The organism is Geobacter sulfurreducens PCA, assembly GCF_000007985.2.
GTDB lineage: Bacteria > Desulfobacterota > Desulfuromonadia > Geobacterales > Geobacteraceae > Geobacter > Geobacter sulfurreducens.
On sequence record NC_002939.5, the window covers coordinates 53,691 to 79,697 of the forward strand.

The window sequence follows — 26,007 nt, forward strand, 5'->3', positions numbered from 1 at the left end:
CTGGGCTACCCTCGTTCTCCTTCTGGTCAGCTACAACATACTTCAGCCATGTAGGATGGATGAAAACTTTGGAGTTGCGATTCCGTATGCAGAGCCAAGACGCTATGTAGCCTTAGTGAAAGACCTCAATGCGGCCACACCAGAGATAACCGCGCTAGTACTAACAGGGGAAGCCTACGGATATGACTGCCGCTTGCCTCAACTTTCCGGTGTTTCCATCGTCACATATTTGGTCACCTGATCACTAACTTCTCTACCACTACAGATCCATTGAAAATTGTGAGGCTTCCATTTATTGTTGTGACGCCAGCATTTCCGGAGTACTGGTCATCGTAACCGCCTTTTAGCATCACCGAAATGTTCCTGTTGAGAACACATGCTTCTGTCAGGTTTATTCCCCATATCTGTATAGTGCTGTTCGATGGAGCAGCATTATAAGCCGCCTGAATAGTCGAATAATACAAGGGCGACGGACTATCTAGACGCACAACGTGCGTATCATCTTTCGTGAAAGTAGCCGTCACTGTGGTATTCGACTGGAGCGAAATAATACAGTTTCCGGTACCCGAGCATGCCCCTGACCAGCCAGTGAACAACGAATAGTCCGGTTCTGCCGTAAGGGTGATGGTTGAGCCGCTTTCGTAGAACCCTCCGCAGGTGCTGTTACAGGAAATACCGACCGAAGGACCGGTGATTGCACCCTTACCAGTACCGTTAATAGTGATGTCAAGGCGATAGCCCGCACGGACTGTTATGTTAGCGCCAGTTGCATTGCCGGTATTTCCGGCAGCATCGGTGGCGCGAGCTTTGATGCTGACAGCCCCTGGCTCGGGCAGTTGCCAGTCGAAGCTCCAGTTTGTCGTCCCGCTTGCCACTCTCCAGCTCTGGCCACCGTCGGTTGACACCTCAACCCTCTGGATACCGCTCCCATTGCCATCACCAGCTGTCCCCTTGATGATATAACTCGGCCCGCAAACTGTCTCTCCAGAGACAGGGAGGCTTATGGCTATTGATGGTGCCTGCTGATCAAGGCCCACTACTCGGGAGTCTATTGTTTGATTACCAGCCTCATCCACCGCAGCAGTATTTATCTGGTTAAGTCCCGGCAAGAGAGTAAGTGACTGCGAAAAGGACCCATCATAAGCAAGTGGCACACTGACCCCGTTAATCGTTAACCGACTTACTCGTGTTCCGTCCGTGGTCTTGCCTGTTAATTCCACCGTCGACAAGCTTGTCCATGACCCTGCAACCGGAGCTGTCACCGACAAGGATGGGCCAGTTGTATCGACGACAAACTGTTCCGTTTGTACAGAGCTGGCATTGCCAGCAAGATCAATGGCGACAAGTTTCAGTATCGCGTTACCACTCACAAGTATCGGTTTTGAATAGACTGACGATGCGGTCGTCGGGTTCGTGCCGTTGAGCGTATAGTAGATGGTTGCAGGCTCGCTGGTCGTGAGCGTAACAGTTTGGCCAGAGTTGTATATCCCGCTCCGCAAAGAGAGGTTGACTGTCGGGCTTACTGTGTCAAGGGTTATTGTCGCGTTCAACGGTGCAGTTGTAGCATTGCCTAACTTGTCGCGATACCAGGCATGAACCGTCTTCGGGCCGTCCCCTGCCGGTATTACCCATTCCTTTGTCCCGATATAAGGTTCCCACCTCGAACAAACATTGTCATTGCTGACGCACATTTCAGAGGCGCCGCTGGCATCTTTTGCAGTGAGTTTCAGTGAAACTGTAGTACTTCTTGTAAACGTTCGCCCATCATCTACGACTACAGAACCAATCGGCGACTGACTGTCACTCATACCAGCGGCGACACCCGTGAGTTGTGCCGATAGAAGTGGGGTATTGCTGTCGGAAGTTGGTATCTCCACCTGTGCACTTTTGGCGCCGGAATAGGAGGGAACAAACTGAACATCTACCGTGCAGGTCGACGCCGCAGCCATACTCTTTCCAGAGCACCCGTTCGCGACTACAGTAAACTCATAGGGGTTAATCCCGGTTGTTGTCAGACTGCCAAGGTCTATGCTTTCTGATCCGGCATTGGTAACAGTCAACCGCATCGTTTTAACACTGCCAGTATAAGTTCCGAAATCCAGCGCGATTGGCTTTAAGTGTGCCCCGCTGTTAACTGATAACGATACTCCCGCTTCCCCGTTTCCGAGCCTGTCCCTTGTGGAGTACGTTTCGCTGCTCCTCTGTGCTGAACCTGCACTGAAATTCCCGTGTCGCAGTGTGTATCCTTCACTGATCGCGATTACGTTGTAATGAGCAGGATCGGTGTCGCTGGCATCGGGGAGCCCGTCGCCGTCACTGTCTGCACTGATAAAAGGATCACTGCCATTTGCAGTTGTGTGGAAGACATATACTTCCAGGTAGTCACTCAAACCGTCACTGTCCGAGTCTGCCAGAATGGGCTTCGTCCCCTTCAGATATTCCTGGAGGTTGACCATCCCGTCGCCATCGGGATCAGCCTGGGCATCGGCCCGGTCGTGGGGATTCAACCCGTTCGCTGCCTCCCAGACATCGGGCATGCCGTCGTTGTCGTCGTCATCGTCAACGATATCGGCGATGCCATCGCCATCGCTGTCAGCAAGCCCCAGGTAACCTGTCTGCCGGCCAAGCGCATCGTTCAGAGCATAGTTTTCGCTCTCGCGTTGCCCGCCCCCCTGGTTGAACCCGACCTGCTGCAGGGAGTCGCGCAGGATGTAGCTGTCGCTCAGCTGTGCCGCACCAGTTTGCGAGAAGCTGGCCCGCTTCAGTACGTAATTATCACTGCTGCTGTCCATCTGGGGGTTGTCGGCCTTGGTCGGGTCGGTTCCCTGCTGGTACTCGCGCTGGTTGTTCCAGCTATCGCCATCCGGGTCAGCCTGGGAATCGATCGTGCCTACCAGGGCATAACGGTTGGCCCAGGCATCGGGGAAGCCGTCGTTGTTGCTGTCGTTGTCATAGGCGTCTGGGATGCCGTCGCTGTCGACATCGGCCGACAGATACTCGATCTCGGCGATTTTGTAGGTCGACTCAATGCCGTTCCTGCGGACTTTGAAGTAAACTGTCTTCTTCCCCGGATCGCCGGTGAGTGTGTAGGAAATGGCGGTTCCGTATGGCTGCCAGCTGGCTCCGGCGAATTCTGGTGACTCGCTGGCCAAGAACTCGCTCGGGTTGCCGATGGTGACGTTGCTGAGAGTCACCTGCCGGGTGGTGGTGTACGGCTGGCCGTTGTTGAGGGAGAACAGGGCCACGATCGGTTTCTGGTCCGTCTTGCCGGTCACCGCATGGGGGCCTGCGCCTGCTTCCCCATAGGTGTACTGGGCCATGCTGGTGGTCCCGTTCTGCACGCTGGTTTCGGTCAGCATGTTGCCGATGGGGTTGTAGAGGTAATCCTTCCGGTAGCCGCCGGCGCCGGCATCCTCGGCCATCAGCAGCCGGTTGAGCGGATCGTAGGTGAAGTTCTCGGTGCGCGGCGATGCAGGCTGCGTGGCGTTGACGATCTTCTTCACATTGCCCACATAGTCGTATTCGTAACTGAAGTTCTGAATGTTCGTCGTGAGAATCCGCTTCAGGTGGAAGTTTTCCGGGTAGTAATTGAACTGGGTCGCGAGGCCGTTAATGTAGCCACGCCGCGTTTCGCTCCCTGCCTGGTTGTAATCGATGGCGCTGAGAATTCCGGAGATTGCCGACAGTTTCCCCATGCCGTTGTAGGAGAAGGTCGTCACCTGGCCGTCCGGGTAGGTCTGGCTCGTCAGGCGGTCCATAGGGTCGTACGCCCACGAGGTCGTCCAGGTCATGCCGTCCATTGTGCGGGTTTCGCCGGTCTTGCGCAGCCGCGCGTCGTAGGTGTAGGCGACCGTGCCCAGAGCGTCGGTCACCCGCGACAGGGCACCAACTTTCCCTTCGTCATAGACGTAGCTAATGTCCGGATCGTTCGGGTAATCGACCTTCGTCACCCGGTTCAGGGGGTCGAACGTGAACCTCGTGGCAATCCCCTTTGCATCGGTGGTGGCGATGATATTGCCGACCCGGTCGTAACGGGATGTCCGTGTGCCGAGATCAGGATCCACCACTTTCGTCTTCCTTCCCAGGGAGTCGTAGCTGTGGGTGGTGGTGTTCCCCAGGTGATTGGTGGTCGTCAGCAGCTCCCCCAGCGGATTGTAGCCGTAGCGGGTGAGATAGGTCTCGCTGCCGTTCACCTCCGCCACCTGCGCCAGTTTGCCGTCCGCATCGAACCACTTCTGCTTCAGGTGGCTGTTCTCGTTGGTTTCCGTGACGGACCAGTGGTTGTAACTGCGCAGGCTAAAGGTCCCGTCGGGATTAGTTACCTTTAGCGGCCGCCCAATGGGGTCATACTCGGTCACCGTCTTCGGTGTCGCCAGAGGAGCAGAATAACCGACGCTTGCGGTGGCGAGGTATGGCAGGGAGCGCCCCGACTCGCGCCCCATAGCGTCGTGGAAGGTATCGACCACAATCTGGGATGCCGGGTTCTGGTATTCGGCCCTGGTCTGGATGACCCGGCCGAGGCCGTCCACCGACTGGATAGTATCCAGCGTATTGGCCGTGCCCGCCTGTTCGCGGGCCTTCACGGTCACGTTCTCCGGGGCGCTGCCGTCCAGGTTGTAATTGATCTCCGTCGTCGGGAAGGCGAGAGTGTCACCCGGCTTGACCACCTTCATCAGCCGCTTGAAGTTGTCATAGACGTACACCGTCTCGGCGCCGTTCGGGTCTCTCTCCAGCACCGGCTTGCCGATGGCTGGGTCGAACTGCCGCTCCGTCACCTGCCCCTTGGCATTGGTCACCCGCACCGGGAAGGCATGGTAGTCCGCATCGTACTCCACCTTCGTCGCCCGCCCCTCGGGGTCGATGGTCTCAATGCGGTTGCCATAGCTGTCGTAGCGGTAGGTGGTTACCGGGTTCTCGCCGCTATCCAGGAAATGCTCCTCCCGTGTGAGGTTCCCCTGCACCGGCACCGCATTCAGATCGCCTCCGTCGTACTGGAACCAGCTCTCCCGCAGGTGCGCCCCGCCGGGCGTTGCGGCGCTGTAGAGGCGTTTTACCCTATTCAGCAGCCAGAGGTTCTCGTTCTGGGCGTATTCCCGGAAGGTGAACAGCTCGTCGCCACTGACAGCAGCATCGCCATAATCTGCCTCCAGGGTCACGTTGCCGAACTGGTCGAACTGGTAGTCTTTCACCACCTGCTTCGGGCTTGCCGCCACACCGTCATAGGTGAAGGTCTCCACCCGGTCGAGGGTCACATTATGGACACCGTCGGCTGTGGTCGCCGACCAACTGTTCACGGTTTTGATGTACGGTTTGCCGGCGGCATCCGTCGTCAGCGTCTGGGCTTCGGTCCCTTTCAGGGCATCGTCCTGGTTGAAGGTATGGATGACTTGCGAGATTATGTTCGTGCCATCCCGATGGGTTTCCGTCACCATGCCGAAGCCGCGAAATTCGTTGGAAGGAACGTCGAACAGCCCGTTCGCACAGGCATAACCGGTGGTCACAATGGTCCTCTGGGAGTTGCCGGCCGGCAAGCCATTGTCCCTAGTCACCGATGACACCACCCAGTAGTTGGAGGGGAGGCTGCTGTTCGGGCAGGTGGAGGAAGGGGCATAGGCAATAGTGGTAACACCCCCCAGGTCACTGGTGATCGTCTCCAGCAACCTGGTCTGGGCATCGGCCTGTGTGTAGGTGAACCGGGTCGGCGGCAGTGAGGTGACGCCATCAGAGCCGTATTTGGTGATGCTGGAAAGGAGCGATAGCGGCGTTTCCGGGGTTATGGGGGAATATGCCAGCCTGATACTCTTCACCAGGCTGCCGCTGACCGAGACGTCGATCCTGCTCAACCGTTTAGCGATGGTGACTGCGGAGCCTTCATCCACCAGCGAAACCGGGTCGGGCCGGTCTTCCCAAGTAAATTCAATGACCCGCTGCCGGTCGTTGTTGTATTCGATCCTGCCGGGATAGACGACTCCCTGGTCTTCCACGTAGGAATAATAGATGGCGTTGCCGTTCGTGTCGGTGATCCTGTCCAGGCTCCAGCGCCACCCCTGGGGGGTCTCCGGAATGCCGGGGTAGAGAATGTTGTCCGCATCCTGCGTGATGCCGAAGGAATATCTGGTGCCGTCCTTGGCAGTCACCTCCCAAGCTTCGCCGGAACTGTTTGCAGCGCAGGGTTTCTTCTCGATCTTCAGGTACGATTCGATTCTGGTGCGGTAGCGGCCGTTCCCGGCATCAACCAAGTCATGCCTGGCGCCGTTCAGGATGAGGGAGTATGTGTCGTTGCTGTTTTTCTGGATGTGGTTGGAAGGAATTTCCCAGCCAGTGCCTAACTGGTTGTTGGTGTTGCCAACAAGGAAGCTGTTGTAGGAAAGGGACAACCGCGGGGCAAAACCGTGTACTCCGGATGGATGTTCTACTTTATAGTCGTAATAATAAGTGCAAGTAAATAAATTTGATTGGTAAAAGTAACTGAAAATATTGCCTGCCCACACAGATGAGTCAAAAATTACAGAGACGCAAAATATGGCCATTAAATACACCAGCCCGATTATAGTGGCCCGAATATATTTATACGCCTCACAGAACATTAAACATTCTCCATTTAAATGAATTTATCCGGCTTTATGTCCAAACAAGCCACATCTGATTTGGATATATATAAACCTTAGTTTTGATATTACCTCATAGGTAAGAGTTAATTTATCAGCAGCATATTCAGTTAATGCTTGTGATGCGCTAGCGTAATCACCGTTTTTAATGAATTCAATAATTTTTAATCCAGTTACTGAATCACCTATACCAGGCAGATTCTCTACAGCTGACAATAAATCATCAGATTCTTCAACGCATTTATCTAGGCTGTTATCATATTCACCAATAAACACAGAAGTGTCTGGTAGATGATTAACATCAATATTATTGTCACTTGGGACTTGATTGTTTGTTAAAGATTCAGTTTCATGTGCTGCATTGTTTGTGGCTTTCATTCGGTTGCTTTGTGTTTTGGTTCGAGAAATATTTTTTGCGACTTGATACTTCTTCCCCTCCTTAAACAGCTTCTTCGCCTTCTTCAGCGGTGTCTTGTCATGATCCGGATCAACCCCATGGGCGATCATCCATTTTTCTCTCTTTGACAGCTTTGCCTTCTTTTTCTTCTTGTAGCCATCCAGGTCAACATAACTGAGCGGATTGTTCCCCGCGTACGCATACAGGTTCAGATCCTGCGGATCATCCAGATCGGGCTCCTCGACATCCGCCTGGGTGAAGTGCCGCAGTTCCGGGCTGACGTAGCGCGCCTCGAAGTTGTATAACCCTGCCCCCTTGTCGTTTTCCTTGCCGGTGTAATAATTCTCTGTGCCGCCTTGCCTGACCTCGCCGAAGGGGAGATAGCTGGTGCTGCTGACCACCTGCCCGGAACCGTTGGTCACCGCGCTCACACCACCCAAATGGTCAGGATGATAGAAATAGGTGTTAGCGGCAATGTAAAAATGACCCACTTCGGAAATCGAAAATTGACCCATTCTTCCTCTATCCTAGCCGACCTGGAGGGTCGGCATGATCGGAAAGGAAGAGTGTATGGAAGTCAGAATTCTCAAGAAGCAGGGCAAGAGCATCCGGGAGATCTCGCGTATCACCGGACTTTGCCGCAACACGGTCAGGAAATTCCTCAGGTCGACCGCTGATCCCAGGTACAAAGAACGAGCGAAGCGACCGGGGAAGCTTGACCCATTTAAAGCGTTTCTCGAAGAACGGGTGAAGGCGGCTCTGCCGCATCGGATTCCCGCGCCGGTGCTTGCTCGGGAGATCAAAAGCTTTGGCTACGATGGCGGCGAACGCACTGTCAGAACGTTTTTGGCGACCCTTTATTCCCGCATCACGCCGGAACCCGTTGTCCGGTTCGAAACGGAGCCAGGCAAGCAGATGCAAGCCGACTGGTGCGAACTGCGCAAGGGCAAGCACCCGCTGTACGCATTCGTTGGAACGCTTGGTTTCAGTAGAGATTCGTTCGTTGTCTTCACCACCAGCCAAGCGTTCGACGTCCTTCGGGAATGCCACGAGATGGCATTCTCCTTCTTCGGCGGGGTCCCGCGCGAAGTGCTCTATGACAACATGAAGACCGTCGTGCTGGAGCGAAACGCCTTCGGCGAGGGCAACCACCGTTTCCACACCGGCCTGTGGGACACGGCAAAGCATTTCGGGTACATCCCCCGGTTGTGCAAGCCGTACCGGGCCAAGACCAAGGGAAAGGTTGAGCGGTTCAACCGCTACCTGCGGTACAGCTTCTACTACCCGTTGGTTTCGCGCCTGAAGCAGGCAGGACTAACTCTCGATGTCGCAACCGCGAACATCGAGGTCAGAAAGTGGCTCAACGAAGTAGCCAACTGCCGCATCCATGGGGAGACCGGCGAACGCCCCTGCGATCGGCTCGAGATCGAGCGGTCAGCGATGCTGCCGCTGCCGCCAAGGCTTGCAGTCGAGCCGGACAAGCCGCAAGTCATTGCTGCCATGCCGTGGCCGGTTATTCCCCTTCAGCGCCCCGCCTCCTTCTACGATCAGATCCTTCAGGAGGGGCGGCTATGAGCGACATCCAGCACCAGCGTATGGTCACGCTCTGCGATGATCTGAAGTTTCTGTCGGTGGCCGATGTCTACACCGACCTTGCAGATGCCGCGGCAAAGCAGGAATCCTCCTACATCGACTACCTTGAACAGGTACTCAAGGCCGAGAACGACGTCCGACAGGGACGCTCGCGCCACACAATGGCAAAGCTCGCCGGTTTTCCCGCGATCAAGACTCTCGAGGATTATGACTTTGAGTTCGCCACCGGCGCCCCGAAACAGCGAATTCTGGACCTGTCGGCGATGGCATTCCTCGAGCGCCGGGAGAATGTAATCCTGCTGGGTCCCAGCGGCACCGGAAAGACTCACCTCGCCATCGCGCTCGGCTACCGCGCTACTCAGTGCGGCGTGAAGGTACGCTTCATCTCCGCCGCCGACCTGATGCTGCAACTTGAAAGCGCCCAGCGGCAGGGGCGGTACAAGGAAGTAATGCGGCGCAGTGTCCTGGGGCCGAGACTGCTCATCATCGATGAGATCGGCTACCTCCCGTTCAGCGAAACGCAGGCGAATCTGTTCTTTCAGGTGATCGCCAAAAGGTACGAAACAGGTTCCGTCATCCTCACTTCGAACCTGAGCTTCGGGGAATGGGAACAAGCCTTCGGCGGCAATACGGCACTCACATCAGCTATGCTCGACCGACTGCTGCACCACGCCCATGTCATTCAGATCAGAGGTGACAGCTACCGGCTGAAAGAGAAGCGACGCGCAGGTATTCTCGGCCAGCAACTGCCGACACCTCAGATCGATGACTAATCCAGGAAGGTGGGTCATTTTTCAATTTCCGATCAACCGGTAAAGTGGGTCAATTTTCGATTGCCGTTGACACCCCGGCCCACCTATTACCGACCACCGGCAACATGCCTGCGCGAGGGCGACCTTGTGCTGATGCGTCGCATCGACGAGCTCTATTTGGAACACCCCTGGGCGGGCAGCAGAACGATGGCTACCTTGCTTTCCACTCCGGATGAGGTTGTCGGCCGAAAGCGGATCAGTCGCCTGATGCGGCTGATGGGGATCGAATCGGTCGCGCCGAAACCGGGAACCAGCAAGCGCCACCCCCAGCACCCGGTCTATCCGTATCTGTTGCGGGGCCTCGTCATCGACCGGCCCAACCAGGTCTGGGCCGCCGACGTCACCTATATCCCCATGGCCAAGGGGTTCATGTATCTGGTGGCCATCATGGACTGGACAACCCGGAAAGTCCTTTCCTGGCGGCTGTCTAACACCCTCGACAGCAGGTTCTGCGTCGAGGCTCTGAATGAAGCTCTCAGCAACTTCGGCACCCCGGAGATCTTCAACACCGATCAGGGGTGCCAGTTCACCAGTGAAGCCTTTACCTCCGTGCTCACCGCCAACGGCATCCGGATCAGCATGGACGGCAAAGGACGCTGCCTCGACAACGTCTTCGTCGAGCGACTGTGGCGCACTCTCAAGTACGAGAGGCTTTATCTCAAAAGCTTTGACTCCGGGATTGAACTTTCCCGGGAGCTTTCATCCTGGTTCTCGTGGTATAACGGTGTCCGCCCTCACCAATCCCTCAAGAAGCGGACCCCGGACCAGGTTTACTTTGCTGGACTGCCCGAGAAAAAGGCTGCCTGAAGCCTGTAAACCCAACAACCATGGGCCGTTGCTTAAACACCCCTTCAGGCTGTCTCACAAACCGGCACCACCTCAACCCCAGCAGCTCTGGGCGAGTAGAAGATCGTTGGCTACACTTCTATTCAAACCCGATAACTTTTTGTCTCAAGGAAGTTAGTCTTAATGTTGCTTTACGATGGGAGTATTTTTTCATCACCTTATGCCGATTTCAGGGGGGACATGTGGGAGACCGTCTATATTTCGAGCGGTTCATCTGGTTTGACAGCCAAATTCGCAACGGATGCTATCCCAATGCCTCGGCGCTTGCCAGGAAATTTGAATTCGACATAAAGACTGCCCAGCGGTCCATCGAATATTTTCGGGACCGTCTTGGCGCTCCCCTAGACTATGACGCATCCCGTCGGGGATATCGATATTACGACCCCAACTACCAACTCCCCGTCACCCATCTCTCCGAAAGCGAACTTGTGGCGCTGCTGGCATCGCGCAAGCTTCTCACAGATGCGGCAGCCGGTCCTCTTGGTGACGAACTCGAGAAAGTATCCAATCGTCTCGGTGCACTACTTTCAAATGGTCTCAAAGGAAAGATAAACCCCGAGCGCGCCTTTTCCTTCCGTTGGAACGGCATGGCTGCAAGTGATCCCGTCATATTCGAGCAGGCCGTCAGTGCCTTGCTCTCCTGCCGTCTTCTCACCTTCTGCTACTATTCTCCCCTTGCCGGTGCCTGCACCGCGCGCACCGTCGAGCCTCACCACATGATCAACTATATGGGAGCATGGCATCTGATTGCCTGGTGCCGCCTTCGTAATGACTGGCGCGATTTTCATCTGGCCCGGGTGTCCCTGGCCCATCTTGAGGAGGAAATTTTCTCGCCGCGCGATGAAACCACTTGGCGTCCCTGTCTCGATGAGACGTTCGGTATCTTCCAGAACCGCGAGCGGTTCGATGTCACCATCAGATTTTCCGCCGATAGAGCCCGCTGGGTCAGGGAAGAGCTCTGGCATCAGGATCAATCCACAAGAGATCTCGATACGGGAGAAGTCGAGCTGACGATTCCCGTCTCGCACGAGGCGGAGATCCTTATGGAGGTCCTCAAGCATGGCTCCCATGCAGAGGTCATGGAACCAATTTGGCTTCGCGATCGAATCCGAGAGGAAATCGGGAAGATGCAAAAAAAATATTAGACCTGGTACACGGGATGGGGGATGTGGGCTGATAGGATGGTACCCGGCATACATCACGGTTCGGAGGGGTGCCATGATCGGGAGGAGGGACTTTTTCAAGGTATTAGGATTAGCGGCCTTGATTCCGGCTGCGCCGCTGAAACCCGCATCTGCGGGAAGGCGCATTGATCTCCTGGAGGTCCATATCGCCGGTTTCCAATATCACGAGGGGATGAGCGCCGGAGTGTTCTCAATGCTTAAAAGAGGAGGCGAGCTTTGCCTGCGGCGTGAGCCGGACAACCCCTATGACCCCTTCGCCATTGCCATGGAAACTCAAGCCGGAAACAAGCTTGGGTATCTCCCCCGCAGGATCAACGGCATTCCGGCGGCGATTCTCGACCAAGGCGTTACAACGAGGGCTGAGATTGTGGAAATAGATGCATTGGCTCCTCCTTGGGAGAGAGTGCTGGTGAGGGTTTGGCAGGAGGTGTGAGGAAAATGGTTGAACGGGGGATAACTATGTCGACATCTGAAGATTTTGAATCAAACTACAAACTCCTAACAGGTAATAGTCCTTTCCCATGGCAGCGGAAGCTATTCACCATGTTTGTAGACAAACGGTTTCCAGAAACTTGCCCTGTCCCGACTGGCCTCGGGAAAACTTCAATCATCGCAATCTGGCTTCTGGCAGTGGCCCACCATACCCGTAACGGCACAGTTACTGAATTTCCGCGGCGCCTCGTCTATGTGGTGAACCGGAGAACCGTGGTGGACCAGGCTACGGATGAAGCCAGAAAAATGCTTGAAGCACTCATTACCAAGCCAGAACTCTGTGCTGTTGCTGATGTGCTGAGTTCGCTCGCGACCCGGGCTGATGCAGCACCTTTGGCGATCAGCACGCTACGAGGACAGTTCGCTGACAACGCGGAGTGGCGGGACGACCCGGCCCGGTCTGCCGTGATCGTCGGCACGGTGGATATGATTGGCAGTCGATTGCTCTTTTCCGGTTACGGGTGTGGGTTCAAGTCCCGTCCGTTGCATGCTGGATTTCTCGGACAGGACACCTTACTGGTTCATGACGAGGCCCACCTGGAGCCCGCATTTCAGGAGCTGGTATCGGCCATTGCATCGGAACAGCAGCGCCGCCGCGACTTCTGGCAGTTACGAGTCATGGAACTAACGGCAACTTCTCGTTCTGACATTACTGACGCGAATACTCTCTTTACAGGGGAAGACCGGAAACATGATGTGGCCCGGAAACGACTCGAAGCGAAAAAAGGGATTTCTTTTCATCCGGTTGACGATGAAAAGAGGGTTACTGAGAAGGTTGAACAACTGACCAAAGGGTACAAAGACAGTGGGCAGGCAATTCTCGTCTTTCTTCGCGGGGTCAAAGAGGTGATGAAGGTAGCGGCATTTCTGCGCAAGGTGGTGCCGGATGGTGTAGAGACCCTGACCGGCACCCTGCGCGGCTTCGAGCGCGACACGTTGGCCAGGGAAAATGCCGTCTTTGCCCGCTTCATGCCTCACTCCGAAGCGATACCACAGCAGGGCACCGTCTATCTCGTGTGTACCTCCGCCGGAGAAGTCGGGGTCAACATATCAGCGGATCATCTTGTCTGCGACCTGACCCCCTTCGAAAGCATGATGCAACGCTTTGGACGGGTGAATCGATTTGGTGATGGCAATGCACATATCGACGTCGTTCATCGCCCATTCGGAAAGGGCTCTGGTTTCGACGAATCTGCGCCCGCCGCATTGGACGATGATCCGTCAGCGGGGGCCGCCAGCCAGGACGATCTAACTGCCGACGCGGCGCCCAAGAAGAAAGAGAAACCGTTGTCACCTTTTGATCGGGCTTGCGCACAAACGCTGTCCGTGTTGAAGCAACTGCCCTTGCGTGAAGACCGGCGTCGCGATGCGAGCCCTGCGGCACTAAGCGAAATACCCCTTGCCGACCGGCAAGCTGCTTTCACGCCACCTCCCGTCATTCTTCCGATAAGTGACATTCTTTTCGATGTCTGGGCGCTGACCTCGGTTCGCCAGAAACTGCCCGGCCGACCGCCAGTTGCCGATTGGCTGCATGGCGTTACCGAATGGGAGCCGCCTGCAACCCATGTTGCATGGCGGGATGAGGTCTATCTGGTCAGCGGCATGTTGGAGATCTGTCCGCCCGAAGACCTGCTTGAAGACTATCCCCTCAAGCCTCACGAATTGTTGCGCGACCAGACCACACGGGTGTTTTCCGAGCTTGAGAAAATCGCCAGCCGATGTCCGGCAAAGCCTGTATGGCTTCTCAACGCTGACGGCAAGGTTGACGTGCTTCCCTTGGAGAAATTAGTCGATAGGGACAAGCTGAGACTGGCCGACTGTACTGTGTTGCTGCCGCCAGCGGTTGGTGGCCTCGACGGAGGCATGCTCAACGGTGATGCCGCTTATGACCCCAAGGTGGTTTATGACATAGCAGATCAATGGTTGGGCGAGAACGACAGGCCGCGTCGTTGCCGCCTTTGGGACAACGAGGGCCCTTTATCAGGAATGCGGCTTGTGCGAACTATCGACGTGCGCCCCGATGCCGAAGAACAGGAGGAAGAAAGCGCAGAATCAACTATACGGCGGTGCTGGCATTGGTATGTACGGCCCCGCTCCGCTGACGATGATGGCTCAAGGACGGCACGAGTAAATCAGGAACTGACATCCCACCTTCGGTCTGCCGAAGACTTCGCCAAGAAGCTCGTCGACAGGCTCGGCTTGGGCGCGCTGGAAGCAAAGGCGGTAGTCTTGGCAGCGCGCTGGCATGACCTCGGCAAAGATCGCCTGATCTGGCAGCGCTCCATCGGTAATCGTGACTACCCTGGGCTTGTCCTGGCGAAGTCCGGGTCCGGAATGCGGCCTATCGATCTCAGCGACTATCGGCATGAGCTCGGATCACTTATCGACATATCCAACTACCCGGAGTTTCTTGAATTGTCTGAGGAGTTACAAGATCTCGTTCTGCATCTGGTCGCAGCCCATCATGGCCGGGCTCGGCCCCACTTCCCGGAAAAGGAAACGTTTGATTATGACCGGTCAGAAGAGGCCGTAGCGGCTATCGTCAGTGAGGTCCCCCGCCGTTATGGCCGGTTGCAGCGGAAATACGGCCGGTGGGGGCTTGCCTATCTTGAATCCTTGGTACGTGCTGCCGATGCCATGGCGTCACAATATGTCGCTGGTGAAGACCCCGCTTATGGCAATGCTGCGTTGTCCCTGGGAGGTGCCCAATGAGTTCGAATTCAAAGTCCGCAATCAGCATTCGCGTCGATCCCACCAACCCCGGCCAGTTCTTTGCTTGCTGCGGCCTGCTTGAATTGGCCGACCGGCTTTGGGATGGAGCGGAAGGATGGTTCGATAAGGATGGTTTCCTGTTCTCTTTAAGGCCATATCAAGAAAAAGCTCAGAAATGTGCCCCTGCAACACTTCTTGCCGAGATTACCCGGTGTCGCCTTACCAACACCATGTCAGATTCGGAGCTAAAACGCCGCGATCAGCTCATGGCTGTGCCGAAGAAGATAATCGAATCCGACCCTTCGCTTGAAGCCGAGAAGAAAGTTCTGGACAAGCTTTGGCGGGAAGCTCCTCTTGTACTTCATTCACCATTCAATATTCGTGTTGACTGGTTTCTCGACGAATATTGTGGTGGAACAATGTTCAAGACATGGGCCGGGCAGCAATCTGTATTTGAAATCGGGCGGGGAATGAAAGCAGCTTTGGATTCTGGGGATTGGAGTCATACGTCTCCGGATGACTGGTTGCGAAGACGCATGCTGAATGATTCTCTGCCGTTCAACTTCGATTCTGAACTTGGTGGAGTAGGGTCCGATCTCGACGTTGGATTCAGCTTTGACCCCTTGAAGACAATCAAAGTTCAGGCACGGCCACTCCTGGAGTTCCTTGCATTCGTCGGATTGCAGCGGTTCCGCCCCATGAAGATTAATGCCGAGAACCGGTTTCAGTATTTTCTTTGGTTCGGTCCTCTTGTCTCAGAGGTCGCTGCACCAGCGGCCTGTGGCCTGTTTGGGCCAGTTCGCCTAAAGGCATTTGAATTTCGACTGCTTTATCGCACTAAGTACCTGAAAAGTTTTCTTCCCGCAACCCCAATTCAAAGGAGCTGACAATGAACGATCTCGTGCAGAAGTATGACCATTGGTTGGAAAACTCCGGACCTGCGGCACTGGTTATTCGCGAACAACTGATGCCCGTCGAGGGACGTGACGGTGTGCTGTTTCCAGCGACCTTTGCCGATACCGGCTACAACATCGACAAATTCGACGATGGCGGCAATGTCTGCCTGATCGACAGTGTCGGGTCCCAGGCAAACAGGATCGAGCCGATCTTCATGACTAAGGATTACGCTGGCCTTGTCCCCCAAATAGTGGTCCAGGCGGGAAACAAAAAAGTAAATCTTCTCGAAGCAGGGCATCGAGCCGGGGACGCGATTATTCGCTGTTCTGAGTTGCAGCAAACCCTTAGGGCTGCGTTCAACAACGTTCTGAATGGCAATGCAGAGCCACTAGCCCGTATAGCACCCACCTCGCTTGTGTTTGGCGTGTGGGATTCACGAGATACCCAAGCCAAATTGCCCAGACTCGTTGCCTCGACCATAAGGGCCTACAATGTTCGCCCTCTCACCCGCTCTGCCCAGTATGTGCCGGCTGTTGACTACAACGCCGAAGGGCTTTTGGAAGAGCCCGGTGACTTGCGAGATGCTGAAGGCAAAGTCAAGAGCAAGCACCCGTTTGCCCAACGCGGGTTTGTGCATGTCCCGGCGACAGGTGCTCTCGGCGGCGTAATCGCCACCGGGGGGATTCGCCGTGACGCCACACTCCACCTTGCCGCGCTCCGCTTGCTTTCGGCAGGCCAAGACGAAGCAAAGTCCAAGGCCCTTCGCCGCTATATACTCAGTCTTGCCTTAACAGCATTTACTGTGCCTGTAACTGGCTATCTGCGTCAGGGCTGCAATCTTGTGCTCGACCCTGAAAACCCCCTTGAGTTTAAAGAGGTTTTTAATGATGGGACGCGCAATGACGTCGGTATTACGCACACCGAAGCGATTGTCTATGCAAAGGCAGTTGCAAAGGAGTTTGGCATTGACCCCGAGCGTAACCTTGACGAAAAAAAAGCCCCGGATCGAGAAGTACCGTTTGACAAGGTACTGGCGAAAAAAGATGTGAGCGATGCCGGAGGCTCTAAGAAAAAAGCAAAATGAGCGGGGGAATCCCATGAGTATGTACTTTGTATTGACAATCGCCTTTCTCGACGGCCGTTTCCACGGCAGGCGGGACGGTGACGAGCCGGAATGGCCTCCTTCTCCGTTAAGGGTTTTTCAAGCATTGGTGGCAGCATCAGCACGGATGAACGGCGGGGCATTGTCGTCAGATGGCAGTTCTGCGTTGCAGTGGCTTCAGGCGCAGCCTGCTCCTGCGATTGTCGCACCGTCAGGCATCCTTTCGGCTTCGCCATATCGACTTTCAGTGCCGAACAACGCCATGGACATCGTTGCGAGAGCATGGGGTCGAGGTAATGAAACCAACTCGGGTGACGCCAACCCTGCGACGCACCGCACGATGAAGAGCATCCGTCCCATTCATTTGATAGACAGCAGTTCGGTGCATTACCTATGGCGAGTAAGCGAACCGGTTGCCCCAGAGATAGCCGATTACGTCCATGCAATAGTGGAGATGGCTCAAAACATCAACGTGTTGGGCTGGGGGATCGATATGGTGGTGGGAAATGGCGCGATGCTTACCGAGGAGCAGATGGAGTCTCTTCCCGGTGAGCGTTGGTTGCCACACGCTGAGACCGGTGTGGACGGCCTACGGGTACCGGTCAACGGGACTCTGGCCGATTTGCAGGCGCGGCATGAAGGATTTCTTTCGCGGCTGGCGCACGGCATCTTCACTCCGCCTCCGCCGTTGGCTGTCTACGACAAGATCAATTATCGGCGGGCCATTGATCCACCCCCGAGGGCAATTGCCGCATTTTCCCTGCTGAAGACAGATGCCAGCGGATTCCGGGCCTTCGACACGGCTAGATGGGCGCTCACCGTGGCCGGGATGACGCGCCATGCCGCACGACGGGCGGCGCAAGGCGCGGGTTGGAAAGAATCAAGGATAAACGGCTGCATCCTTGGGCACGGCGAATCAATCGGCGATGAAAAACATCTCCCGACAGGACCACAACGTTTTGCATATCTCCCCGTGCCGAGTCTGGAGGCCCGAGGTGCCGGCAAGGCACCAGTGATTGGCAGCGTACGCAGGGTGATTATCACCGCTTTTGATGGGGCGTGTGGAGATGAAATCGACTGGGCGCGTCGCGCACTTTCGGGACAGATGCTAGAGAAGATCAAGAAAGACGAGAGCGATGATAAAGAGCACGTGGCGTTGCTTTCCCTGCTCCCCGGATCCGACAAGGTGATTCGCTCGTACCTCCGACCGTCCTCTTCCTGGGCGACCGTTACCCCCGTCGTTCTTCCGGGGTATGACGACCCGGCGCACTACAGACGCCGGCTCCAGCACGTCACTAACTCGGATGAGCAAAAGCGGCTACTGTGGCATCTCCATGAACGGATCGACGGTTTGCTCCGGAAAGCCATTGTGCAGGCGCAGTTTCCCGAAATACTGGCGAAGAATGCACTGATCGAATGGCGCAAGGTTGGCTACTGGCGTGGCGCCGATCTGGCGGATCGTTATGGCGTGCCGGACCACCTCAAGAAATTCCCGCGTTACCATGTCAAAATCCAGTGGCGCAATGATTGTCAGATGCCGGTGCGGATTGATGGCCCAATCTGCATTGGAGGTGGGCGATTCTACGGCCTCGGTCTTTTCGCCCCCGTTGACTGACGATGTCATGTAGAAAAATTACAAAGTAGGAAGGAGGATTTCTAATCACTTCACCCGCCGCGCTTCATCCACCGCCTCGGATTACGCTTGGCATGAAACACGGCAAGAACGACAACCCGCGTCTCTTCGAGCAAAAAGAAAATTTGGTAGGGGAAGCGCCTGATGAGGGTCCTGCGGAGGTTATTGTGAACAACCGGAAACTGGCGGGGATTGCGGAGGATGGAATGGAACGCGGCATCTACGTTCAGCAGAAAATCCGAGCCGAGTCCCGAAACGCGGTCCTCATACCAGTCAAAGGCGTCTGCTAGTTCGGATTCTGCCTCGGGGCGGACGATCAATTCAAACATCACGCCGGTTCCTGATCCGTTCTCTGACGATGTCCCAGGGCGATCCTTTGCCGGGGTCGGCATGGTAGGCATCCAGGCGCCTGTCCAGCTCAATCTTCTGTTCGTCGGTCAACTGGACTGACTCGGGAACGCTGGCGATGCTGTCCCAGATATCCTCAACCAGTTGGATGCGTTCGGATATGCTGAGGTCCAGTATGTTTTCCTTTGCTAGTCTACCCATGGCGTAACCTCTTATGGAAAATTGTCCGGAGAGTGAGTGCATCTTAGCAAATATGGTTGATTTTTCCAATCATCCGTACTGCCGGTAGCCGTGGCGGTCTTAAGGAGGGGACAATGGCTGAGACAGACGGGAGTATTCCTCTCATCCCGGTTCGCATGCTCAACGAACACGTCTACTGCCCGCGACTGGCCTATCTCATGTGGGTGCAGGGTGAGTTCTCCCACAATGAGTTCACGGTTGATGGCGTTATCCGCCACCGCAGGGTCGATGCTGGCGGCGGAGTGCTGCCCTCCGAGACCCAGGAGGATTCCAGGATACATGCCCGCTCGGTGAGTCTCAGCTCGGAACGGCTGGGAATTACCGCCAAGATCGATCTGGTGGAAGGGGAGGGAGCATACGTTTCTCCTGTCGATTACAAGCGGGGCAAACGCCCCCATGTGGCCGGCGGAGCATACGAGCCGGAGCGGGTTCAGCTCTGTGCCCAGGGGCTTCTTCTGCGGGAGCACGGATTTGCCAGCGATGGCGGCGCTCTCTACTTCGTTGCCTCCCGCGAACGGGTGCCGGTTGCATTTGATGATGAACTGATCGGAAGAACCCTGGCCGCCATTGATGAGATGGGACGCACGGCGTTGTCGGGCACGATGCCCCCGCCGCTGGAGGACAGTCCCAAATGCCCTCGCTGCTCGCTGGTGGGGATCTGTCTGCCGGATGAAGTGCGCTTTCTCTCCCATTTGTCGGTGGAGCCCCGCCCGATCATCCCGGCCGACGGGCGGGGGCTTCCTCTTTATGTCCAGTCGCCTAAGGCCTATGTGCGCAAGGACGGCGATTGCCTGGTCATCGAAGAGGAGCGGGTACGGGTGGCCGAGGCCCGGTTGGGGGAGACGTCGCAGGTGGCGCTCTTCGGCAACGCGACCCTCACGACGGCGGCCCTCCACGAATGTCTGCGCCGGGAGATTCCCGTCACTTGGCTCTCCTACGGGGGCTGGTTCATGGGGCATACCGTCAGCACGGGGCACCGCAATGTGGAAACCCGCACCTACCAGTACCAGCGGAGCTTTGATCCGGAGACCTGCCTGAACCTCGCCCGGCGCTGGATCGTAGCCAAGATCGCCAACTGTCGGACGCTGCTGCGGCGCAACTGGCGGGGGGAAGGTGACGAAGCAAAGGCGCCCCCCGGTCTGCTCATGTCGCTGCAGGATGACATGCGCCACGCAATGCGAGCCCCTTCGCTGGAGGTGCTGCTCGGCATCGAGGGGGCTTCCGCCGGCCGCTACTTTCAGCATTTCAGCCGGATGCTCCGCGGTGGTGATGGCGAAGGGATGGGTTTTGACTTCACCACCCGCAACCGCCGTCCGCCCAAGGATCCGGTCAATGCCCTGCTCTCCTTCGCCTATGCCATGCTCACCCGGGAGTGGACCGTGGCGCTCGCCGCCGTGGGACTCGATCCCTACCGGGGCTTCTACCATCAGCCCCGCTTCGGCCGTCCGGCCCTGGCTCTTGACATGATGGAGCCGTTTCGGCCGCTGATCGCGGATTCAACGGTGCTTATGGCAATCAATAACGGCGAGATCCGCACCGGCGACTTCGTCCGTTCCGCCGGCGGCTGCAACCTGACCGACAGCGCACGCAAGCGTTTCATCGCTGGGTTCGAGCGCCGTATGGAGCAGGAGGTGACACACCCCATCTTCAAGTACACAATCAGTTACCGGCGGCTGCTGGAGGTGCAGGCGCGGCTTCTGACCCGTTACCTTTCGGGGGAGATCCCCGCCTATCCGAACTTTGTCACGAGGTGAGGGGATGGAGCATCTCTACATTGTGAGCTATGATATTCGCAACCAGCGCCGGTGGCGGCGGCTATTCAAGACCATGCACGGCTTCGGCTGCTGGCTGCAACTGTCGGTGTTTCAGTGCCGCCTTGACAGGATTCGAATCATCAAAATGGAGGCGGCAATCAACGAAATTGTCAACCACGCGGAAGACCACGTGCTTATCCTCGATCTTGGTCCGGCCGAGAACGTTAAACCAAAAGTGAGCAGCATAGGAAAGACATTTGACCCGATCTTGCGCCAAGCGGTGATAGTCTGATGCGGATGCCGTCCTTGGTCGAGTGGTCCAATGATGCTGCAAAGTACGCCAGTGCTCGAATTTCAAATGCTCTCTGGAAATTGAATAGATACGTAGTTTGGTATGTGAGTTCAATGATAAATCGGATGTGTAACGTGGAAGGTCTGTTATACTGCTCGAATTCCATGGTATGAGACCCCATGGAATCAAGGGCGGGAAAAGAGCCGTATTCCGGGGCCATGATGCCCCGGCCTCATTGAAGCAACTTTGCCGGGGATTCTCTTTTCTGTGAATGGGCTGTATTCCGGGGCCATGATGCCCCGGCCTCATTGAAGCTTTTATGCCAAATGTACGGACATTGCAAGTTAATCGTATTCCGGGGCCATGATGCCCCGGCCTCATTGAAGCTTGATGTCATCGCCCACCTGAAGGTACAGGTCGCCGTATTCCGGGGCCATGATGCCCCGGCCTCATTGAAGCGCAAGGGCTGTGCCGTCCGTAACGTTGTCCGGTTTGGTATTCCGGGGCCATGATGCCCCGGCCTCATTGAAGCGCGATGGTCGGACGCTTGAGGACCAGGTTGTACGCCGCGTATTCCGGGGCCATGATGCCCCGGCCTCATTGAAGCGTCTTCAAGCCCGCTGGTGATTTTGAGGGTAAATTCGGTATTCCGGGGCCATGATGCCCCGGCCTCATTGAAGCTCGTAGCGCGTTTCCCGCGTCAGGCAGTACCCCATGAAGTATTCCGGGGCCATGATGCCCCGGCCTCATTGAAGCCCGGTAACGGCCTTATTAACATCATCTGATGATTCTGTATTCCGGGGCCATGATGCCCCGGCCTCATTGAAGCCCAAATAGACTGAAGGCTGTTTATAAGTTCTGGATTGTATTCCGGGGCCATGATGCCCCGGCCTCATTGAAGCGCGTGCTCAGGGAGGGACAAAGGGTCGAACATGTCACGTATTCCGGGGCCATGATGCCCCGGCCTCATTGAAGCTAAACTTTTTGGGGGGCCAGCGGGGGGCTTGCCCCGTATTCCGGGGCCATGATGCCCCGGCCTCATTGAAGCAACCGCTCCAGGCCACCCTCCTGCCGGCACTGGGCGTATTCCGGGGCCATGATGCCCCGGCCTCATTGAAGCTTGATCATTGAGAGGGTGATCCGCTCTCCGGAGAGTGTATTCCGGGGCCATGATGCCCCGGCCTCATTGAAGCTTGTATAACGGCTGCCGGATCAACAAGGGGAGTTTCGGTATTCCGGGGCCATGATGCCCCGGCCTCATTGAAGCTTGTCAAGCTCCCCCTTCCTGTCTGGTGGACAATACGTATTCCGGGGCCATGATGCCCCGGCCTCATTGAAGCTGAATCTCAGTGAGTGTTTCAGCTCCCAACATCACAAGTATTCCGGGGCCATGATGCCCCGGCCTCATTGAAGCACGCTTGATCCAGTCCACCAACTGTTCTTCCACCCTGTATTCCGGGGCCATGATGCCCCGGCCTCATTGAAGCTCCTTGCGGGCGCGCTCGGCGTTTCGTTCCTGTTCGGGTATTCCGGGGCCATGATGCCCCGGCCTCATTGAAGCCGTCTGACCAGTTCATATTGTTGACGGCCCAGTCCGTATTCCGGGGCCATGATGCCCCGGCCTCATTGAAGCTTGGATATTAATGGCAAAGGCTACAAACGCATCGCCGTATTCCGGGGCCATGATGCCCCGGCCTCATTGAAGCGACGTCGACACCTGGCGCGCCGCCGGCATGGTGGCCGGTATTCCGGGGCCATGATGCCCCGGCCTCATTGAAGCCTATTGTAACCGGCGCTTGCGTAATCCAGGTGTATTGGTATTCCGGGGCCATGATGCCCCGGCCTCATTGAAGCGTCTCGATAGCCGCCGTGTTTTCGCCGACGGTGGTCGTATTCCGGGGCCATGATGCCCCGGCCTCATTGAAGCCTCTCTCAGGGCGCACAGGTAATCCTCCAGCGGCGGTATTCCGGGGCCATGATGCCCCGGCCTCATTGAAGCGTGGTGATGCTGGAAGTCGTGGGCACCTCCCCAGTCGGTATTCCGGGGCCATGATGCCCCGGCCTCATTGAAGCCACGTATACCGTCGCGCCCTTGTGCACGAAGTCGACCGTATTCCGGGGCCATGATGCCCCGGCCTCATTGAAGCTTCATGACTTTGCGGTACTTCTCATAGGCTTCGGATGTATTCCGGGGCCATGATGCCCCGGCCTCATTGAAGCTGCAACCCCTTCTCCTTCTCCTTCTCCTTATATAAAAGTATTCCGGGGCCATGATGCCCCGGCCTCATTGAAGCACGGCAGACCGGCCCGAGACACTGACCCAGGAAGAAGTATTCCGGGGCCATGATGCCCCGGCCTCATTGAAGCTACCTCTACCGCGACAAGGAATATCACGGACATCTCGTATTCCGGGGCCATGATGCCCCGGCCTCATTGAAGCATGTGTCCGCTGGTGAGCGTGACGCGATCCTCGCTGTATTCCGGGGCCATGATGCCCCGGCCTCATTGAAGCGGCATAGTTGTAGGTGACTTGCACCAGAGCGACCGGGTATTCCGGGGCCATGATGCCCCGGCCTCATTGAAGCTCGTACATCTGCACCACGGCGGCGTGCCGTTTTTCCTGTATTCCGGGGCCATGATGCCCCGGCCTCATTGAAGCATCGCTGTGCATGCTGTCGAATTCGGCGTGGGTGAGTATTCCGGGGCCATGATGCCCCGGCCTCATTGAAGCGGGTAACGTCTCGGGCAGGTAGTTGTTTTCCAAGGGTGTATTCCGGGGCCATGATGCCCCGGCCTCATTGAAGCTTGCTCAACGAAGAAATATTCCGCCTCTGCCCGTTGTATTCCGGGGCCATGATGCCCCGGCCTCATTGAAGCGACGAGATGCGCCCATCCAGCAAGCGAGCCCCTCCCCCGTATTCCGGGGCCATGATGCCCCGGCCTCATTGAAGCTCGGCCGTCGATTTGCCCGAACTGGCATACCCCTCGAAGTATTCCGGGGCCATTGCGATCATGACCAATGCCGCCATCACCTTTTCCGACGCAGTCGCTGACGTCGCCAGCACAAAAGAGTTGATCAACGCTCAACAAGAGCAACAAGGCTCGGGGTGGTGGAACGAAACACAAGCCTTCGCCAACATATCCAGCTCCAACTAGCGCTGTCCGCCTCCTCATCGGAGGCACCCGCCCGCTGCCGGGAGATTGTCCACGACACTCCCGCACGGGAGGAGTGTCTTCCCACTGAGGAGGCATATCATGTCCAGCCAATACCCCTTTCGGGCCTCCACCGAGGCCCTGATCCAAAAACAAATCACCGAGAGAAATAGCAGCACACGGTCACTGCCGGCACCAACCATCTCCGACATCATGGGCGTTGTCCTTGCGGGCCTTTTGGTGGTCGTGGCATGCGTGGTTATCTTCGGAAGCCTTGCCGGCACCATCATCAATGCCCCCACCGGTCCATCCCCCATGAGCAAGGAGGTGCGTCATGGCCGGCAGCATGACCCTGTCCCTCCACGGAGCAAACCGCTTCCTGGAAAGGGATGTGCCGTTAGAAGCCCTTCTGGGCGTGAAACTTGTCACGCCCATCCTGAACGATGACCCCTGAGGTTCACCTTCGGCGGCTGCACCATCGTCGCCAGAATGGCCCAGGGGGCACCCAAGATCATCACCGCATGGAAGAAGAAATAGCCTCCTTTCGAGGCACCCGCCCACCGCCGGGAGAACTGTCAACGACACTCCCGCGAGGGGGGGAGTGTCCCTTTCACAAGGAGGAAACCATGCAACAACCCACTGCATCCGTGGTATCATACGTCGCCGAGTATCACAAAGCGACGGAGACCACCATGGGAAGATACAAAAAGGTAATCGAGATCACCGGCCACGACGAGGTTGCTGCAAAGCTCCTCGAAGGGCTTATTGACGCAGGAACCCGGTACTTCAGCAAAGTTGTCGAGATGGAACACCGCATGGCATCCGCCAGGTTTCGCCTCGACGGTGAAGAACTGAGAGAGCTTACCGAAACCCTCGACCGCTCTCGCAGGCTCGCCCACGAAAGCCTCATTTCCAGCCTTCACGTATTCAACCGCTACATCGTCAAAGAATACGGCGAAGAACTGAAAGAAGCCGGCATCGAGGGAGGGATCTTCCCGAAGCCCGAAGCTAACCGGGACCGCATCGCCATTGCCGACTGGGCAGGTGAACTGCTCACAGGGATCTACGAAAACCGCCACCGCTAACCCCTCTTGACTCGCCTCCTTTCGAGGCCCCCGCTCACCCGGGACGTTCACCCTGTCTTAACAGCACAGTGATAAGCCATGGTCGAACATCGACATACCTTTGGATAACACCCCCTTCGTCAGGCAGCCATTGGACAAAAGGTGCGTCGGTTGGACGATTTTCAACGACTTAGAAACGACTATAGATATCCAGGCGCTCGCCGCGTCACTGATCCCGGCGGCAGCGGGCAACACAGACCCGTTCTGGAACGGCGCCGCTCGTGATGTTTTCACCGGAATCCTTTCGTCGCTTTGGCGGGACAATTACCGGAGCAATCGTGGGATCTGGAACTCGCTCACGGCTCCAATTGAGGAAATCGCCGAGATGATCCACGGTGTCGCCGGCGGGGAGGCTACCGTTACCACTGCCGGTACCAGGATGGTTTCGTGGTAACCGTTTCGCTGAACTCCCTCAAGACTCTTTGGAGTGGGCTAGGCATGCGGTTTCAGGAGGGATTCTGGATAAACGTCGAGAAATAGCGGTTGACGATCGTGGTTGGTATCCGGGGGGAGCGATCTCCCTTTTTTTCATGACAATCCTACCTCCCCCCTTAACACCCTTCTGATATTTCCTCCATAACATTTCAGGAGGTGTCGCATGGGTAGAATGATACGGTTGGCGGAGGTACTGTCGGTTGCAGGGTGTTCGGAGGCGACATTGTGGCGGTGGGAGCGGGCCGGGCTTTTCCCTCGCCGAAGAAGAATCGGTCTCCGTGCGGTGGCCTGGGATTCTGAGGAGGTAGAGGAGTGGCGGAGGACCCGGCCGCTCTGTTCAACTGCAACGGTAGGCGAGGTGGGCGAGGTGCGGGCGGCTCTATGA

General features: G+C 56.5%; 18 protein-coding genes and 1 CRISPR repeat array. Of the genes, 14 read left to right on the forward strand and 4 right to left on the reverse strand.

What is annotated here, in order from left to right; genetic code table 11:
* Positions 1-233: 233 nt before the first annotated feature.
* Positions 234-6,377 carry a chitobiase/beta-hexosaminidase C-terminal domain-containing protein gene (locus GS_RS00240; protein WP_164930410.1) on the reverse strand — a complete coding sequence of 2,048 codons (6,144 nt, stop codon included), beginning with the start codon at positions 6,375-6,377 and terminating at the stop codon, positions 234-236.
* 234 nt (positions 6,378-6,611) lie between these two features.
* Positions 6,612-7,520, reverse strand: a complete 909-nt coding sequence (locus GS_RS00245; RefSeq protein WP_010940723.1) for an RHS repeat domain-containing protein — start codon at positions 7,518-7,520, stop codon at positions 6,612-6,614.
* 34 nt (positions 7,521-7,554) lie between these two features.
* Here GS_RS00245 and istA point away from each other — a divergent pair, with 34 nt between their 5' ends.
* The 9 genes from istA (at position 7,555) to csb2 (ending at position 18,258) form a co-directional block, all read left to right on the forward strand.
* Positions 7,555-8,580, forward strand: a complete 1,026-nt coding sequence (gene istA, locus GS_RS00250) for an IS21-like element ISGsu6 family transposase (protein WP_010940724.1) — start codon at positions 7,555-7,557, stop codon at positions 8,578-8,580.
* A complete protein-coding gene (gene istB / locus GS_RS00255; protein WP_010940725.1) occupies positions 8,577-9,371 on the forward strand; it encodes an IS21-like element ISGsu6 family helper ATPase IstB in 795 nt (264 codons plus the stop codon). Before istA ends, istB begins: the two co-directional genes overlap by 4 nt.
* A 66-nt stretch (positions 9,372-9,437) precedes the next feature.
* Positions 9,438-10,217: an IS3 family transposase gene (locus GS_RS00260; RefSeq protein ID WP_262421276.1), complete on the forward strand. Its 780-nt coding sequence runs from the start codon at positions 9,438-9,440 to the stop codon at positions 10,215-10,217.
* Between the two features lie 221 nt (positions 10,218-10,438).
* Complete coding sequence (locus GS_RS00265) at positions 10,439-11,401, forward strand: helix-turn-helix transcriptional regulator (protein WP_010940727.1); 963 nt, start codon at positions 10,439-10,441, stop codon at positions 11,399-11,401.
* Between the two features lie 73 nt (positions 11,402-11,474).
* Positions 11,475-11,873, forward strand: coding sequence for an HIRAN domain-containing protein (locus GS_RS00270; RefSeq protein ID WP_010940728.1), 399 nt, complete (start codon positions 11,475-11,477; stop codon positions 11,871-11,873).
* Positions 11,874-11,899: 26 nt separating this feature from the next.
* Entirely contained in the window at positions 11,900-14,644 is a 2,745-nt protein-coding gene (gene cas3u, locus GS_RS00275) for a type I-G CRISPR-associated helicase/endonuclease Cas3g (RefSeq protein WP_164930412.1), read from the forward strand.
* Entirely contained in the window at positions 14,641-15,531 is an 891-nt protein-coding gene (gene cas8c / locus GS_RS00280) for a type I-G CRISPR-associated protein Cas8g2 (protein WP_010940730.1), read from the forward strand. Before cas3u ends, cas8c begins: the two co-directional genes overlap by 4 nt.
* Positions 15,532-15,533: 2 nt before the next feature.
* The gene (gene cas7u / locus GS_RS00285; RefSeq protein ID WP_010940731.1) at positions 15,534-16,625 is read left to right on the forward strand and encodes a type I-G CRISPR-associated RAMP protein Csb1/Cas7g; all 1,092 of its coding nucleotides are present in this window, start codon (positions 15,534-15,536) and stop codon (positions 16,623-16,625) included.
* Positions 16,626-16,638: 13 nt separating this feature from the next.
* Positions 16,639-18,258 carry a type I-G CRISPR-associated protein Csb2 gene (gene csb2, locus GS_RS00290; protein WP_010940732.1) on the forward strand — a complete coding sequence of 540 codons (1,620 nt, stop codon included), beginning with the start codon at positions 16,639-16,641 and terminating at the stop codon, positions 18,256-18,258.
* Positions 18,259-18,308: 50 nt separating this feature from the next.
* Here the strand turns inward: csb2 and GS_RS00295 are convergent, their stop codons facing one another.
* Positions 18,309-18,605 carry a type II toxin-antitoxin system RelE/ParE family toxin gene (locus GS_RS00295; RefSeq protein ID WP_010940733.1) on the reverse strand — a complete coding sequence of 99 codons (297 nt, stop codon included), beginning with the start codon at positions 18,603-18,605 and terminating at the stop codon, positions 18,309-18,311.
* Positions 18,598-18,825, reverse strand: a complete 228-nt coding sequence (locus GS_RS00300) for an addiction module protein (protein ID WP_010940734.1) — start codon at positions 18,823-18,825, stop codon at positions 18,598-18,600. Before GS_RS00300 ends, GS_RS00295 begins: the two co-directional genes overlap by 8 nt.
* Before the next feature lie 113 nt (positions 18,826-18,938).
* Here GS_RS00300 and cas1 point away from each other — a divergent pair, with 113 nt between their 5' ends.
* The 5 genes from cas1 to GS_RS17785 all read left to right on the forward strand — a co-directional run bounded on the left by cas1 (position 18,939) and on the right by GS_RS17785 (position 26,007).
* Positions 18,939-20,618 carry a CRISPR-associated endonuclease Cas4g/Cas1g gene (cas1, locus tag GS_RS00305; RefSeq protein ID WP_010940735.1) on the forward strand — a complete coding sequence of 560 codons (1,680 nt, stop codon included), beginning with the start codon at positions 18,939-18,941 and terminating at the stop codon, positions 20,616-20,618.
* A gap of 4 nt (positions 20,619-20,622) precedes the next feature.
* Positions 20,623-20,910 (forward strand): CRISPR-associated endonuclease Cas2, encoded by a 288-nt coding sequence (gene cas2 / locus GS_RS00310; protein WP_010940736.1) that lies wholly within the window; start codon positions 20,623-20,625, stop codon positions 20,908-20,910.
* A gap of 205 nt (positions 20,911-21,115) precedes the next feature.
* Positions 21,116-23,937: a CRISPR direct-repeat array (repeat unit 37 nt; unit sequence GTATTCCGGGGCCATGATGCCCCGGCCTCATTGAAGC).
* A 752-nt stretch (positions 23,938-24,689) separates the two neighbouring features.
* Positions 24,690-25,148, forward strand: a complete 459-nt coding sequence (locus tag GS_RS00320) for a DUF3232 domain-containing protein (RefSeq protein WP_010940738.1) — start codon at positions 24,690-24,692, stop codon at positions 25,146-25,148.
* A 130-nt stretch (positions 25,149-25,278) separates the two neighbouring features.
* Entirely contained in the window at positions 25,279-25,581 is a 303-nt protein-coding gene (locus GS_RS00325) for a type IV secretion system DNA-binding domain-containing protein (protein ID WP_164930414.1), read from the forward strand.
* A gap of 213 nt (positions 25,582-25,794) precedes the next feature.
* The gene (locus GS_RS17785; RefSeq protein WP_369126802.1) at positions 25,795-26,007 is read left to right on the forward strand and encodes a helix-turn-helix transcriptional regulator; all 213 of its coding nucleotides are present in this window, start codon (positions 25,795-25,797) and stop codon (positions 26,005-26,007) included.

What these genes read in the sequence shown, in the direction of transcription:
- GS_RS00245 (WP_010940723.1), bottom strand. Translation starts at nt 7,520, where the DNA reads ATGGGTCAATTTTCGATTTCCGAAGTGGGTCATTTTTACATTGCCGCT.
- istA (WP_010940724.1), top strand. Translation starts at nt 7,555, where the DNA reads ATGATCGGAAAGGAAGAGTGTATGGAAGTCAGAATTCTCAAGAAGCAG.
- istB (WP_010940725.1), top strand. Translation starts at nt 8,577, where the DNA reads ATGAGCGACATCCAGCACCAGCGTATGGTCACGCTCTGCGATGATCTG.
- GS_RS00270 (WP_010940728.1), top strand. Translation starts at nt 11,475, where the DNA reads ATGATCGGGAGGAGGGACTTTTTCAAGGTATTAGGATTAGCGGCCTTG.
- cas3u (WP_164930412.1), top strand. Translation starts at nt 11,900, where the DNA reads ATGTCGACATCTGAAGATTTTGAATCAAACTACAAACTCCTAACAGGT.
- cas8c (WP_010940730.1), top strand. Translation starts at nt 14,641, where the DNA reads ATGAGTTCGAATTCAAAGTCCGCAATCAGCATTCGCGTCGATCCCACC.
- cas7u (WP_010940731.1), top strand. Translation starts at nt 15,534, where the DNA reads ATGAACGATCTCGTGCAGAAGTATGACCATTGGTTGGAAAACTCCGGA.
- csb2 (WP_010940732.1), top strand. Translation starts at nt 16,639, where the DNA reads ATGAGTATGTACTTTGTATTGACAATCGCCTTTCTCGACGGCCGTTTC.
- GS_RS00295 (WP_010940733.1), bottom strand. Translation starts at nt 18,605, where the DNA reads ATGTTTGAATTGATCGTCCGCCCCGAGGCAGAATCCGAACTAGCAGAC.
- GS_RS00300 (WP_010940734.1), bottom strand. Translation starts at nt 18,825, where the DNA reads ATGGGTAGACTAGCAAAGGAAAACATACTGGACCTCAGCATATCCGAA.
- cas1 (WP_010940735.1), top strand. Translation starts at nt 18,939, where the DNA reads ATGGCTGAGACAGACGGGAGTATTCCTCTCATCCCGGTTCGCATGCTC.
- cas2 (WP_010940736.1), top strand. Translation starts at nt 20,623, where the DNA reads ATGGAGCATCTCTACATTGTGAGCTATGATATTCGCAACCAGCGCCGG.
- GS_RS00320 (WP_010940738.1), top strand. Translation starts at nt 24,690, where the DNA reads ATGCAACAACCCACTGCATCCGTGGTATCATACGTCGCCGAGTATCAC.
- GS_RS17785 (WP_369126802.1), top strand. Translation starts at nt 25,795, where the DNA reads ATGATACGGTTGGCGGAGGTACTGTCGGTTGCAGGGTGTTCGGAGGCG.